13 protein-coding genes are annotated in these 14,863 nt (G+C 45.7%); 4 read left to right on the forward strand and 9 right to left on the reverse strand.

The window, feature by feature from the left end; translation table 11 throughout:
- Window positions 1-104: 104 nt before the first annotated feature.
- The 5 genes from RA086_RS09680 to RA086_RS09700 form a co-directional block, all read right to left on the reverse strand.
- Window positions 105-995 carry a DegV family protein gene (locus tag RA086_RS09680; protein ID WP_308703591.1) on the reverse strand — a complete coding sequence of 297 codons (891 nt, stop codon included), beginning with the start codon at window positions 993-995 and terminating at the stop codon, window positions 105-107.
- 136 nt (window positions 996-1,131) lie between these two features.
- On the reverse strand, window positions 1,132-2,424 hold the full coding sequence (locus tag RA086_RS09685) for a homoserine dehydrogenase (RefSeq protein WP_308703592.1): 1,293 nt from the start codon (window positions 2,422-2,424) through the stop codon (window positions 1,132-1,134).
- Window positions 2,425-2,442: 18 nt separating this feature from the next.
- Window positions 2,443-3,723, reverse strand: coding sequence for an O-acetylhomoserine aminocarboxypropyltransferase/cysteine synthase family protein (locus RA086_RS09690; protein WP_308703593.1), 1,281 nt, complete (start codon window positions 3,721-3,723; stop codon window positions 2,443-2,445).
- 3 nt (window positions 3,724-3,726) lie between these two features.
- Window positions 3,727-4,596, reverse strand: a complete 870-nt coding sequence (locus RA086_RS09695) for a homoserine O-acetyltransferase/O-succinyltransferase family protein (protein ID WP_308703594.1) — start codon at window positions 4,594-4,596, stop codon at window positions 3,727-3,729.
- A 382-nt stretch (window positions 4,597-4,978) separates the two neighbouring features.
- Entirely contained in the window at window positions 4,979-5,431 is a 453-nt protein-coding gene (locus RA086_RS09700) for a hypothetical protein (RefSeq protein WP_308703595.1), read from the reverse strand.
- 671 nt (window positions 5,432-6,102) lie between these two features.
- Here RA086_RS09700 and trpX point away from each other — a divergent pair.
- From trpX to RA086_RS09720, 4 genes are all read left to right on the forward strand, one after another.
- On the forward strand, window positions 6,103-7,110 hold the full coding sequence (gene trpX, locus RA086_RS09705; protein WP_308704454.1) for a tryptophan ABC transporter substrate-binding protein: 1,008 nt from the start codon (window positions 6,103-6,105) through the stop codon (window positions 7,108-7,110).
- Window positions 7,107-8,015, forward strand: coding sequence for an ABC transporter permease (locus RA086_RS09710; protein WP_308703596.1), 909 nt, complete (start codon window positions 7,107-7,109; stop codon window positions 8,013-8,015). The genes trpX and RA086_RS09710 overlap by 4 nt, the downstream gene beginning before the upstream one ends.
- The gene (locus RA086_RS09715) at window positions 8,002-8,781 is read left to right on the forward strand and encodes an ABC transporter ATP-binding protein (protein ID WP_308703597.1); all 780 of its coding nucleotides are present in this window, start codon (window positions 8,002-8,004) and stop codon (window positions 8,779-8,781) included. Before RA086_RS09710 ends, RA086_RS09715 begins: the two co-directional genes overlap by 14 nt.
- Before the next feature lie 251 nt (window positions 8,782-9,032).
- Window positions 9,033-10,391 carry an FAD-dependent oxidoreductase gene (locus tag RA086_RS09720; RefSeq protein ID WP_308703598.1) on the forward strand — a complete coding sequence of 453 codons (1,359 nt, stop codon included), beginning with the start codon at window positions 9,033-9,035 and terminating at the stop codon, window positions 10,389-10,391.
- Window positions 10,392-11,119: 728 nt separating this feature from the next.
- Here the strand turns inward: RA086_RS09720 and RA086_RS09725 are convergent.
- From RA086_RS09725 to hisE, 4 genes are all read right to left on the reverse strand, one after another.
- Window positions 11,120-11,980: an NAD(P)-dependent oxidoreductase gene (locus RA086_RS09725; RefSeq protein ID WP_308703599.1), complete on the reverse strand. Its 861-nt coding sequence runs from the start codon at window positions 11,978-11,980 to the stop codon at window positions 11,120-11,122.
- A gap of 1 nt (window position 11,981) precedes the next feature.
- Window positions 11,982-12,743 carry a TerC family protein gene (locus RA086_RS09730; RefSeq protein WP_308703600.1) on the reverse strand — a complete coding sequence of 254 codons (762 nt, stop codon included), beginning with the start codon at window positions 12,741-12,743 and terminating at the stop codon, window positions 11,982-11,984.
- Between the two features lie 697 nt (window positions 12,744-13,440).
- Window positions 13,441-14,520 (reverse strand): histidinol-phosphate transaminase, encoded by a 1,080-nt coding sequence (gene hisC / locus RA086_RS09735; protein ID WP_308703601.1) that lies wholly within the window; start codon window positions 14,518-14,520, stop codon window positions 13,441-13,443.
- Between the two features lie 13 nt (window positions 14,521-14,533).
- Window positions 14,534-14,854: a phosphoribosyl-ATP diphosphatase gene (hisE, locus tag RA086_RS09740; RefSeq protein WP_308704455.1), complete on the reverse strand. Its 321-nt coding sequence runs from the start codon at window positions 14,852-14,854 to the stop codon at window positions 14,534-14,536.
- Window positions 14,855-14,863 lie beyond the last annotated feature (9 nt).

Genomic DNA, 14,863 nt, shown 5'->3' on the forward strand with positions numbered 1-14,863 from the left:
AACCTTATAATGTAAAGAATTTTCGACCATGAAAAAAGTTCTGAAATAAATCAGAACTTTTTCATAAAGATTCTTCAAATGTGTTTTTTTCATCAAATGAGTTCTTAATCAGCTTGATTCAGATTAGTCAAAAGTGGTTTCCAATCCAAGGACCAAATCATGCCAAGCGCGTGTTCACCTGTCAATGTCCCCATCAAAGGCCCAATTTCGCCAGTCTTAACGCGGACGGCCGGAAATTGGTAACGTAACTCACTCGCCCAGTCTTCCGCAATCTGTGGATCATTCGCACTGATAATATCTAAGCGTACGGGTAACTGTTGTGTGATCACAAACCGGTCAAAATCATCTTGAACGGCTTGTTGGGCATTCTTCAACGTCCGTTCTTTACCCAAGACTTGAATTTTACCATGCGCATTAAAAGTAATGATTGGCTTGTTGCGTAAGACCATTGTCCCCGCTAAACTACTATTATTATAAATCCGCCCATTTTTGACCAAATGCCGCATACTATTCACAATAAACACCGTCTGAGTCATGGTGCGTAAACGCCGTAATTGACTCAAAATAGTGGCTAAATCATAGTTAGCCAAAGCCATTGCAGCAGCCAATTTGACCATATTCGCCGTCCCGGCACACGCCGTTCGTGAATCAAAGACTTGGACGGCTAAATCTTTCACAGAGGGCGCATAAGTTTTTAAATTATTGACATAACCACTAATGCCACTGCTGAGACCGATGACTAGCACTTGATCATAGCCAGCAGCTTTAAGATCATCAAAAACGAGCTGCATCTCAGGCATTGAGATTTGAGAAATCGTGGGAATATCTTTTTCTACTTTTAATAATCGATAAAATTGATCCGCGGTAATATCGACATTTTCATGATAGACATGATTACCAAACATAATCGGATCGTTAACGACGGTAATTTTATAATCTGCTGCCGCTCGCGCCGACAAATTGGCCGAACTATCAGTGACCACCGCAATTTTCATTCGTTTCACTCCAATTCAGCGTGTGCACAAAGGCACAACTTTCAAATGTGCTTCGAACTCTTAAATCATAAAAAAGGACACTTACTCACAGTATACTGTACGTCAGTGTCCTTTATCAAATTAGTCCTCATGAAATTTAAATTGCGAGATCCACCGCTGAACTTTCCGCTTGTACGGCAGCCACCGGCCATTGCGTTGAAAAAGCAATTGGGAGCGCCGTGACGTTCTCATGCCCTAAACTAGCCACCAAATTATCGTGCTGCAACCGAGTCAACACGCTGGTTTGATAACAAATCGTATTTTGACGTTTAATTGAGAAATGCCTTTCATTAGCGTGCGCTTGTAACTGTGCCACGGGTAACTCGGTAAATAATAAATAAGTTTGTGGTATTTCAGTCAGTGACTGAACGGGAAGCCGTTGCTGATCAGGATTGACCACCGGCCCTCGCGTTTGTTGAACCCAATGCTGTGCCGCCACAATGACATCATTTAAAACACTATTGGCCGTTGCCGTACTCCCGGCACCTGGCCCAGTGTATAAACAGTCCCCGATGGCTTGACTGGTCACCGCCACACCATTTTGAACGCCCTGAACTTGACTCAACGCATTCTGATTAGGAACCGCAACCGGTGCCACGCGACAATATAGCTGTCCCGCATGTCGTTGGACCTGTGCCAACAGTTTCACCTGCCAACCTGCTTTTGACGCGGCCTGACAGTCAGCCGTCGTTATCGCGGTCATGCCAGTTGGTTTAAGCTGTGCCAACGTTAGAGCCTGACCGAAGGCAAACTGACTCAATATCGTCAATTTATAAGCGGTATCTAAGCCACCAACATCATTCGTTGGATCAGTCTCGGCATAGCCAGCCGCTTGGGCCGCCACGAGCGCTTGACCATATGATTGGCCAGTTGCGGTCATCGCAGTCAGAATATAGTTGGCAGTCCCGTTAATAATGCCCGCAAGTTGTTCAACTTCGTCGGTCGCATAACTATCTGTTAACGTCCGTAAAATGGGAATGCCGCCCGCAACACTGGCTTCATAGAACAAATCACAGTGTTGACGTTGCGCTAATCTGGTCAACCGATCCCCGGCTGTTGCAATGAGATCTTTATTGGCCGTGATCACCGACTTACCATGTTTTAAAGCGGTAACGATCGCCGCTTCTGCAGTTACCAGCGTGCCCATCACTTCAATCACAATTTGAATCTGTGGATCAGTAACCACTGACTGGATTGAATCCGTTAATCGGGTCCCAAGCGGCAAACTTACGGCTCGAGGCGCATTTAAATGACGCACAGCAACCACTGCCAGATGTAACCGGAAGCCCTGTGTCTGGGTAATTTTAGTTGCAGCTTGCGTCAAGCGCTTCACGACACCACTCCCCACGGTTCCAAAACCCAACAGGCCCACTTCGATCGTCTGTGTCATTTAAATCACCTTCCTAACTTAAATTTTGGCTAAAGCTTGATCAAGATCTGCAATTAAATCGGTCGCATTTTCAACCCCGACGGAGATCCGAATCAAATCAGGCGTCACACCAGCCGCACGTAATTCTTGTTCATTTAATTGGGCGTGCGTGGTTGAAGCCGGATGAATAATCAACGATTTTGCATCCGCCACATTTGCCAATAATGAAAATAATTGTAAATGCGCAATGAGTGCTTTGCCAGCGGCTTCTCCACCGGTCAAACCAAGCGTGAAGATTGACCCCACCCCTTTGGGAAAGTACTTTGTTGCGAGTGCGTGATACTGACTCGTTTTAAGTTCTGGATAATTGATCCAAGCGACTTTCGGGTGCTGATCTAAATAGGCAACAATCTTGCGCGTATTTTCAACATGCCGTTCCACCCGCAATGATAAGGACTCCAATCCTTGTAGCAATAAGAAAGAATTGAATGGACTGATCGTGGCACCAGTATCACGCAACGTCTCGGCACGGACTTTAGTGGTAAACGCGCTACCACCTAGATCAGCGAACACCAGCCCATTATACTGTGGACTAGGCGTGGTGAAGCCTGGATACTTGCCACTCGCCCGCCAATCAAACTGGCCGCCTTCAACAATCACCCCACCCATCGTCGTTCCATGACCACCAATAAATTTGGTGGCTGAATGGACGACCACATCGGCACCATGTTCTAACGGTCGAACTAAATATGGCGTGCCAAAAGTATTATCCACGATAAAAATAATTTGATGCGCATGGGCAATCTTGGCAATCGCTTCAAAATCCACCAAGTTGATGCCAGGATTACCGATACTCTCCACATATAAGGCTTTAGTCCGATCAGTGATGGCCGCTTCAAAATTCGCTGGTTCATCTGGATCAACAAAATGTGTCGTAATCCCTAACTTTTTCAATGTCACGCTGAACAGGTCGTAAGTCCCACCGTATAACGTATTAGCCGCCACAATCTCGTCACCTTGTTGGGCAATGTTCAAAATAGCTGCCGTAATCGCCGCCGAACCAGTCGCTAAAGTGATGCCAGCCGTCCCATGTTCCAAGGCGGCCACCCGCTTATCGACCACGTCTGTCGTAGGATTCGTCAAACGCGTATAGATATTGCCAGCATCGGTTAAGGCAAAACGTCCGGCAGCTTGCTTTGCATCTTTAAAGACATAAGAAGTCGTCTGATAAATAGGAACGGCACGGGAGCCCGTTTCATCGACAACCTGACCCGCATGGACTTGGAGTGTTTCAAAATGATAATTTTTATTTTCTGTCATAACTTAAAGACCTACTTTCGTTAATTTCAAAGTTTCAAGCCAATTTTGGTAAAACTGGCCACTAGCCGCCTGCCAGCTGTTGCGAACTTGCTTTAGCGACTGATCGACAAAATAATGTTGCGGCAAATTGATTGGCCGGTGCTTACGACGATCCCGAAAATATTCGTTAGCTAAGGTATCCGTTTCATATTCTGGGTGTCCCGTCACATAGACGGCGTGCTTGGTGGCAGCTGTTAATATCAACGGCCCCACTTGGCGGTTTGTCGCCACGACCTGCAAATCCGCTGGTAAATGGTGCGGTAAGTCCAATCGTGATTGCCGCGACTGGGGCATCTTCAACAACCCGCCCGCACTTAGACCAGTGACAAGTTGTGAGGCTTGATCAACCGCCGTGGCCGTATAGATCCCAAATACTTTCTGAGCAACAAGTTGTTTTTTAATCTTGAATTGAGCATATAAACCAGCTTGGGCCGCCCAACATTCAAATAAAGTTTGGGTCACATGTGTCTGGGCCCAATCAATAATGGTTTGAAATTCTGACCAATAATCGACGGCTTCAAACGGCAGTTGCTCAACGGGGGCGCCAGTCACAATCAAGCCATCAAAATGTTGTGCCGCAATATCAGTCAGGGTCACATAATTTTCAGCGACCGTGGCGCGCGGAATACTTTTGAAATGATGACTCACTGGATACATAAAAGTCACCTCAACGTCAGTTGTTAAATGAGCAAATTGTGTCAAAAATTGACGTTCCGTGGTCAACTTAGTGGGCATTAGGTTCAAAATTAAAACTCTGGTTAGCGGCGCCCCTTGAGTCGGTTGCGCCCATTGTTGCTGTGTTTTTAATAAACCATTCACTGCGATCACTGTCATCTGATTACGTCCTCTCTTCGCCGTTAAAAACAAAAAAGCTTTCGGCCATTAGTCTCTCTAAAAGAAACTAACGGACGAAAGCTTTCGCGTTACCACCGTGATTCATTGTCATTTCACAATGACAACCTCGACAAGTACCCTACCAAATAAGGATACTCCGCAATATATCGGTTGCCACCGCACGCGTAGCCGTTTGCGACCCGCGTCATGACTCCAAGCCCATCTTCACATTTTTGATAATTGCTTCTCGCACCACTTCGAAGCTCTCTGGGAAATTATCGCCAACGCTACTCTTCTCTTCAACGTCTTAATTGATTTTTAATTTAAAACTAATTTAACACCATTTTTTCTCATTGTCAACTCATTATTCGGCTTTTAAGTCTCAATTGCCATTAGTTTCTTGGCTATTCCACTGATTGATTTGGGCGACTAAGGCCGTCAAATCAGTCGGTAACACGGCTCGTGACCGCCGACTTGCAGGTCTCAATAATCGGACTTTGCTGGGATAAGCAATCTGATAATCCACGGAAGTCTCAGAAAAAGCATCCTCACGATGACCTTGATAGTCCTGAATGTAGGGCGCAATACGACCCGAAAATTGAAGCTGATCGCCACGCTTTAATTCACCAAGGTCGCTAAACGCTTTCGATAAATTGAACCACAAGTGGGTCATCACGAGTTGTTTACCCTTTAAACGAATATCTTTAAGGAGAATCGTCGGTTCATCATACTGATAACCGTGTCGATAACCATAGCGCTCAAAGTTGCCGGTAAACGTGTATCTCTTTTCAGTCCCTAAGTCTGCTAACTGTTGACGTCTAGTTAGTTCTTTCAAAATAACGCCACCTGCCTTTCATAATTAATTATAGCAAACGTACGTTCGATGAACTAGTGATAATTCAATATTCATTCTGTTGTATTTTTAATTAATCGAGAGCAAAGCCGTCAGCCACCCCCCACGGACGCTGTTTTCTCACACAAAATCATCGTTAATCGTCAACAGTAAAGTTAACTAATAACGCGTCTTGAACAAACAATAGCAAACTGATTTTAGGCATCGCCTATTATGAAACGAACTTAAAATGAGTTACTCGCGGTATCGGTTTGGCGACTCAACGCAATCGGATTATTGCTAAAATTTCCGGCCAAATTCACAACAAATTCTAATTTTTCACTTGACAGCAATTTTGTCTATGCCTATACTGAATTTATTCAATAACGAAAGCGAGGAACCAAGGATGACTAAGTTATCAATGACCAACTTGAATAGTTCATGGCAAAGCCGGCGATTCAGATTGTAATTCCGTCACACGGATACAATCTGGCAAACAGTTTGTATCTGTGCCGACTTAACTTTGTTATCTAATAAAGAAGTCTGCATGGGTTTTTAAACACAGCAGGCTTCGGTTCCGTAAAGGGCAGACCAGAGCTTACTGGTTTGCCCTTTTTTATTTTGCTAAATCCATGCCCACAAAAAAGGTTCGAAAATTTTTAGTTGAGGTGACTATATTGAAACGCATGTTAGCATTTATTAGTGCGTTAGTCGTTTTTCTCGGGGTCGCGTTCGTCATGACCGGCAACCGCAATCAAAAAACGGCTAATAGCAAGAAAATTCCCACGGTCGGGATTCTCCAACTACAAACTCATCCAGCCTTGGATGCCATCCATCGAGGCGTCATTGCAGGCTTAAAAGAATATGGGTATGTTCCGGGTAAAACCGTCAAAATTGATTATCAAAACGCTCAAGGTGATCAAAGTAATTTAAAGACCATGAGCCAAAAGTTTGTGAATGAAGATGCCGACGAAGTCGTTGGTATCGCCACTCCCGCCGCACAATCGTTAGTTTCAGCCGCGGGCAAAACGACGCCAGTGATCTTAGCTGGGATTACTGATCCAGCCGGTAGTGGATTGATTAAGAGTGATGCGCATCCGGGTGCCAACGTCACTGGGACTTCTGGTGAATCGCCGCTCAAATCTCATTTAGACTTGTTGCGCGAATTAGTGCCAGGCGCCAAAACCGTCGGCATTATCTACACCACTTCCGATCATGGTGGCGAATACAACGCTAAGAAGTTTGCCAAGATCTGTAAACAAGAAGGCGTCAAATACAAGATGTTTACCATTGCAAATACGAATGACATGCAAACGGTCGCTGAAAAAATGGCTTCCGAAGTTGACGCTGTCTATGCACCCCAAGACAACGGGGTCGCCAGTGCAATGAAGACCTTGGTTTCAGTAACCAATAAGGCGAAAGTGCCAGTCATCCCCGCCGTCGACACGATGGTAAAAGCCGGTGGACTAGCCACCCTCTCTGTTGATCAATATCAATTAGGTAAATTATCTGGTGAAATGGCCGCTAAAGTATTAAAGGGTAAATCTACTAGCGACTACGCCATCAAAGTAATCACCAAAGGTAAAATGACGCTAAACTTATCAGAAGCTAAAAAGTTGGGCATCACGTTCCCAGCCAGCGTTTTAAAAGAAGCTAAAACGAAAGGAGTCGTTTATCAATGAGTATGATTGTATCTAGTATCGGGCAAGGGCTCCTCTGGGCTTCACTAGGTGTGGCCTTGTTCCTCACTTTTAGAATTTTAGATTTCGCTGATATGACCGTTGAAGGCACTTTCCCATTAGGCGCCGCAGTGGCCGTTACCGCAATCTCTAACGGCATGAATCCTTACCTCGCTTCCGGTCTGGCTTTTGTTGCCGGCGCGCTCGCTGGCCTGATTACCGCCTTACTGTACACGAAAGGCAAAGTGCCGATTCTCTTGGCAGGAATTTTAGTCATGACGGCTTGTTCTTCCATTAACTTACGCGTCATGGGTGGCAGTTCCAACGTCTCATTACTCGGTAAAACGACCATCTTTTCCGGCAGCTTTTTGAAATCATTACCAAAATATTTCGATAGTGTTTTTGTTGGTCTAGTCGTTATTGCGATTATTACCGTGCTCCTCATTGTTTTCTTGCAAACAAACTTAGGTCAAGCGTTCATCGTAACCGGTGATAACCGGGTGATGGCGCGTTCAATCGGGATCAACACGGATAACATGACCATTATGGGCCTGATGGTCTCAAACGGGATCATCGGTTTAGGTGGCGCGTTAATCGCGCAAAATAACGGCTATGCGGACGTCAGCATGGGGATCGGGATCATCGTTATTGCACTAGCTTCCATCATTATTGGCGAAGTCGTGTTTGGCGAATTGACCTTGAATCAACGGTTGATTGCAGTCACTTTGGGCAGTATTATTTATCAATTCGTCCGGCTCCTTGTTTTACAACTCGGTTTCAATACCAACGATATGAACCTCTTATCTGCCTTGATTTTGGCCATCTGCTTGATGTTGCCACGTTTGAGCAAGGCACTACATTTGAATCATGTTTTAAAGAAAGGAGTTGCCAAATATGACGCAGACTAAAACACCATTACTTGCACTAAATAAAATCGTCACTAAGGTGAATGTGGGCACACCCAACGAAGTGTCGATCTTACAAGGGCTGAATTTAGACGTGTACGACGGCGACTTTATTACCGTGCTGGGTTCCAACGGCGCTGGTAAATCAACACTGTTTAACACGATTGGCGGTGGTTTACCCGTTGATAGTGGGACCATCAAGCTGAATGGTCGCGATATCACGCATCTTTCCGTTGAAAAACGGACGGCCTTTCTCGCACGGGTCTTTCAAGATCCTAAAATGGGCACAGCCCCACGGATGACAGTGGCGGAAAACCTACTGTTAGCCATGCATCGCGGACAACGACGGGGCTTGAAGCTACGGGGACTAAAGCAACAACTCCCCCACTTCAAAAAAATGACGGCGACCATGAAAAATGGTCTGGACTCGCGTTTGAACACCGCCACCGAGAACTTATCTGGTGGGCAACGCCAAGCACTAAGCTTCCTGATGGCAACGGAACAACGCCCAGACCTCTTATTATTAGATGAACATACGGCAGCCTTAGATCCTAAAACTTCTGCCGAGTTAATGCATCAAACCAATGAACGCGTGACACAGGAAAAACTCACCTGTTTAATGATCACACATCATTTGGATGATGCCTTAAAATACGGCAATCGTTTGATTGTACTTGATCAGGGCCAGATTAAATTTGACGTTCGCGGCGCTGACAAAGCCGCATTGACCAAGGATAAATTATTAAGTTTCTTCGATACGATTGAATAGGTCACTAAGACGTGTGAGATGACGCTCATGCGTCTTTTTTATTCTCGTCATCCCCTTTGAAATCCGGCTAAGACAACTAACTTACGCCAATCCTCGTGACCGTATTTTGCGGTTGTCCGCGATAATTCAGCCGTCTCAAGATTAACCACTGAGAGGATTGAAAATAACAATTGGTTTTGCTGTTACTTGTGCACAATTAATGTTACGGTTAATTAGAACAGTTCTAAACTATCTAATTGGAGGTTTTTAACATGAAAGTTATCGTTGTGGGTTCTTCACACGGTGGTTATGAAACCGTGCGCGGTATTTTGGCGGATCAACCGGACGCTGAGATTCAATGGTATGAAAAAGGCGACTTCTTGTCGTTTCTCTCTTGTGGGATGCAATTGTATTTGGAAGGCGTTGTCAAAGATGTCAATGCGGTCAGTTATGCCACACCCGCTGGTATGTCAGCGCAAGGCGTTCACGTTTATGTCGAACAAGAAATTACCAAAATTGATCCGACACACCATACCGTCCACGTGGTGAATCACGGTAACCACGTGGAACGCGACGAATCCTATGATAAATTAGTGCTAAGTGTTGGGGCGGTACCATTTGACTTACCCGTTCCCGGCCATGATCTCAAAAACATTTATGCGATGCGGGGACGCGACTGGGCCATCAAGCTCAAGGCCAAAACTGTTGACCCAACCGTCAAAAATGTCGTTGTCATTGGTTCCGGCTACATTGGGATCGAAGCGGCAGAAATCTTCGCTAAGGCTGGCAAACAAGTAACCATTGTTGACATGTTGCCACGCCTATTGAGCCTATATTTGGATGAAGAATTTACCACGACTTTGACCAAAGAATTGGCCGCTCATGGGGTTCAAGCCGCGGTTGGTCAAGGTGTGAAAGCCTTCAACGGTCAAGACGGTCACGTCATCTCTGTTAGCACTGAAAAAGGCACTTTTCCAGCCGATCTTGTCGTTTCAGCTGCGGGGATTCAGGCCAACACTGAAATGCTAAAAGGCGTTGTTGACCTTGATGATCACGGTTTGATTAAAACCAACGATTACTTACAAACTAGCAATCCTGATATTTATGCCGTGGGGGATGCCACTCTGGTTCCTTTTGCACCAAATGGTCGAACCAATCGCATCGCCTTGGCTACTAATGCTCGGCGTCAAGGTCGTATTGCCGCCAAGAACCTCCTTGGCACCAAAATGGCCATGCCAGCAGTCTCTGGGTCATCAGCCCTCTCCGTCTTTGATTACCATTTTGCCTCAACTGGGGTTAAAGCTGGGACGGCCGAAAAACTGGGAGTCACCTGTGCATCGGTTCTGGTAACCGACACCGTTCGTCCAGCTTTCGTTCCAGCGGATGCCGGTAATGCTAAAGTTTGGTTCAAACTCACTTACGATCCTAAAGATGGCCGTATTTTGGGTGCCCAAATCATGTCAAAAGTCGATGTGACAGCCAACATCAATACCATTTCTTTAGCCATTCAAGCTAAACTAACCGTAGCCGACTTAGCCTACGCCGACTTCTTCTTCCAACCTGGTTACGATCGGCCTTGGAATATCATGAACGTTGCGGCGCAAAAAGCCGTTAAAGCCTTAGAAAAATAATTGACCTTAAATGAACTGATCAAAATCTGAATGAGATTTTGATCAGTTTTTGTGTCCCACTTTTAAAACCAGTGCATCATGGCGTTCATATTTATTAAAATAAGTTCTTAATTGTCCGTCTCCGTTGACCAGCACGTTTGCCGTGGGGGCAGACCTGCAGCCAAAGTCCGGTCTGCAGGGCGCTTTCAAGCCGAAGATCACGTCTTAAAAGTCGGCCAGACACTAACCTGGGTAAAACCGCCCAGCTAAGTGTCTCGACACGGCAAACGAACTGGTCCACTCCGGCGTCAGATAGTGATTTAACAAGAAAACATTGATAACCCCAGTATCAATGAAAGAGCAATTGATATTAAGAATCACTGGTTAGCACAGGGCGGGCTGGATGATGCTCAGTGGTGAAATTTTTCAAGAGTGTGAGGGCCAACGGGGTGCTTCTGAGCATTGCCTAGCCATCACAATGACTCGGTGGTTTTCCGAGTGGTTGTGACGGTGTCCCAAGCGGAGGAAGCAGTTGGACCGAACACGTTTCAACTGCTGGTGAACTTCCAACTTAGGAAGAGCCCGGCTTGTGAGACCGCCTTTTGGCTCACAAACGTGGCCACCACGTTCCAGCATCAGTCCAGACCAACCGGAGCGGCAAATTGAACAGACATCAATAAATACGAACGCGACGACGCACTAATCTAAAAAAGCCAGTGACTTTTACGCCACTGACTCTTTTGAAACCATTACTTATAAATATTGATTAACCCTTGTGTGCCTTGATCTCCAAGACCCTTCGCATCGACCATCACTTCGTAAAGACGTTTAGCTTGGGCTGTTGCCACCAAGTTTAACCCCATTGCGTCCGCTTCACTTAACGCAATCCGTAAATCCTTTAAGAAATGACGCGCGAAGAAACCGGGAGTATAATCGTCCTTCAAAATCCGAGGCACATAATTGTCCATGCTCCAATTGTCCGCACCACCACTGGATAAGGTGGTTAAAATCTTTTGCGGATCTAGACCAGCCGCTTTAGTGTATAACAACATTTCGGTTAAACCAGTCATCGTCCCAGCAATCATGATTTGATTGGCCATTTTGGCATGCTGACCAGTCCCGGCCGCGCCAAAGTGATTAACTTGATGTCCAATCACTTTAAATAGTGGTTGCATCGCGTCATACGTGGCATCATCGCCACCGACCATAATCGTCAATGTCGCATTTTTCGCCCCAACATCACCACCAGAAACCGGCGCATCCAGTGCGTGGAAACCATGAGCCTGCGCGTAATCCGCAATCTTAACCGCTAGCTTTGGCCGGCTAGTTGTCATATCGATCACCGTTTTGCCGGCCGCTAACCCTTCAAAAATACCATGTTCACCAAAGTAAACTTGTTCAACATCCGCTGGAAAACCAACCATCGTAAAGACCACATCGCTTTGCTTAGCGACGGCAGCCGGATTGTCTGCCCAAGTAGCACCGTTCGCCACTAACGCATCCGCTTTACTTTTAGTCCGATTATAGACCGTCAGTTGATATCCCGCGGCCATCAAATTCTTGGCAATCGCGGACCCCATTACACCAGTACCAATAAAACCTAATTCCATGTCATTCACCTTTCTTTGACTCATTGACCGCTTGACGACGCTGACGGACATAATGAATCGTCAATGTAATCACAAACGCCGCCAAAACAATCAATCCAAATGCTGCGGCTGGAATATCCCAGCCAATTATTGGAATAGAAACTGCTAATTTAATGGCAATAATGACGATCAAACAATACGCCATTGTTTCCAATTCAGGAATTTTACGCATCAGTCGCATAATCACTTCAGCAATCCCACGCATGCAAGCAATCCCAATCATCCCACCGATTAAAACAATCACTGGATTGTTAGAAATCGCTAACGAAGCTAATACTGAATCAATCGAAAAAATAATATCCATCATTTCAATCTGAACAACGACTGACCAGAACTGACTCAAACCTAACCACCGATGCTGTTGCCGCGGCTTTTCAGGTTTGGGCTGTTTTTGTGTAAAAAAGCGATAAACTAAATAAAATAAGTAACCCGCACCTAGCACTTTAATTTCCCAAAAACTAATTAAGTACGTGCCAATGCCGATAATTAAGAAACGAAATAGATACGCGCCCCATAAACCATAGAATAATGATTTCTCACGATCTTGCAAATTGTCTAAGCTCTGCGTCTGCGCGGCCAATACCACCGCATTATCCACGGACAACAAGCATTCAATAATCGCTAACGACAAAATAATCAACCAGTCATTAGCAGAGGTGAAAACTTGGCCCCAATTAGCGGCGCTGAAAAACGGCCCATACAGTTGTTCGATAAAATGTAACACGCCTAAACCTCTTTCCAAGTGAGTTTAATTCTACACTTTCAGTATACCCGTTCTCTTCAAGCTTTTAACGGTCCAAGTTTATTTTTCAAAAACAAACCTTTTTTTAGACACAAAAAGCGAGCAAAAACCGCCCGCTATACCTTGACTGATTAGGCACACTGTTGATGACACCAGTGTCTCGTGATAACTATCCAAACAAACCACTTATTCAAATTATTTATGTCCAATACATCGTTGCATTTATATTTACAAGCACTGTTCAATTTGTCCGACTGCGTTGACCAGTACGTTCACCGTGGGGGCAGACCTGCAGCCAAAGTTCGGTCTGCAGGGCGCTTTCAAGCCGAAGCCCACGTCTTAAAAGTCGGCCAGACACTAACCTGGGAAAATCACCCAGCTAAGTGTCTTGACACGGCGAACATACTGGTCCACTCCGACATCAAACAGTGGTAGCAACCAAAAGGATATTGGTACGCTTAATACCAACAAAAGCCAACTGGTATCAGGACTACTGACTAGCGCAGGACGGGCTGGATGATGCTCAGTGGTGAAATTTCTCTTTGCTGAGGGTTTTCCAGCTTAGAGAAAGCCCGGCTTGTGAGACCGCCCTTTGGCTCACAAACGTGGCCACCACGTTCCAGCATCAGTCCAGACCAACCAGAGCGACAAACTAAACGGATCGTCATAAATAAGACCACTACGATGCGTTTGCTTGATACGCTGCAATCAAGGATCGCAATGCCTGACCATCTGCCGCAGTCCCAATGGTTAAACGCAGCCAGTCCGCACGTAGACCCGTTCGTAAACTATAACCATGGTGTAATAAATATTCCGCTAACGCTGCTGCGTCGGGATACGCAAAGAAAATAAAATTAGCATCACTCTGATCGTAACGAATGCCATGCTGGTCAAAGAAAGTCAGCCAAGCCTCTCGCTCCGCAGCGTTTTTGGTCACAGTGGCACGGACAAAAGCTTGATCTTGAAGTGCAGCCAATGCAGCAACTTGGGTAATCGAATTGACGTTATACGGCAACCGGACTGCTTGCATCGTTGCCGCGTATGCCTTGGAGAAAACAGCATAGCCAATTCGAAAGTTGGCGAGACCATACGCTTTGGAAAAAGTGCGCATCACGACCACATTGTCATATTTGCTTGGTAATTGGATTGCGGTGAGTGCCGCCGCATTCATGGCAAAATCAATATAAGCTTCATCGATCAGCACCATCGTCGTCGCTGGCACTTGTTGAATAAATTGCTCAATCTGAGCTAACGATTCACTCGTGCCTGTTGGATTATTGGGATTGCATAACCAGACCATTTTCACGGCTGGCGTTAAAGCCGACACTAGCCCCTTAAAATCGACTTGATCATTGGCCAATGTTGGCACAGCAAGGAGCTTGGCCCCTTCAATTTCTGCATGTAAGGCATATTCAGAAAAAGTTGGCGCCGAAACGAGCACTCGATCCCTCGCTGATAAGAAGGTCCGTGAGACCATCGCAATCATTTCATCTAAGCCGACACTAAATACGATCTGATCAGGAGCGACCGCTTGCTGCTGTGCCACAGCTTGTCTCAAAGCTGTGGCCTCACCGTCAGGATAACGATTACTATTATTAAAGTCCCAAGCTTTGACGGCCGTCGCCACTTTAGGTGACGTCCCATACGGATTCTCATTTGCAGAGAGACGTACTAGTCGAGTGAGACCCAGCTCGGCTTTCAGCGTTGCCAGTGGCTTTTCGGGCACATACGGCTGTAATTTACGCACACTTTCCTTCATATATAGTGTCCTCCTACAAATTCTTGATTTCGGGACGATCCTTAAAATCACTCATCTTGCCTTCACGTTGCGCTAATTCTGACTTGATCTGATCAAAACTGACTCCTTGTTGGACCAATAAGACCAGCACGTGATAGAATAAATCAGCCGTTTCATACACCAACTGACCCTCATCAGGATTTTTAGCGGCAACGACGACCTCGGTAGCTTCTTCGCCCACCTTTTTCAGGATTTTATCCAAGCCCTCCGTAAACAAATAATCGGTATAAGACCCTTTTTTCGGGTTCTTTTGCCGTGCAGCAATCAATTGATATAAGTCTTCCATATCTTGCATCATTATTCT

It is taken from the genome of Lactiplantibacillus brownii (assembly GCF_031085375.1).
In the GTDB taxonomy this organism is placed as follows: domain Bacteria; phylum Bacillota; class Bacilli; order Lactobacillales; family Lactobacillaceae; genus Lactiplantibacillus; species Lactiplantibacillus brownii.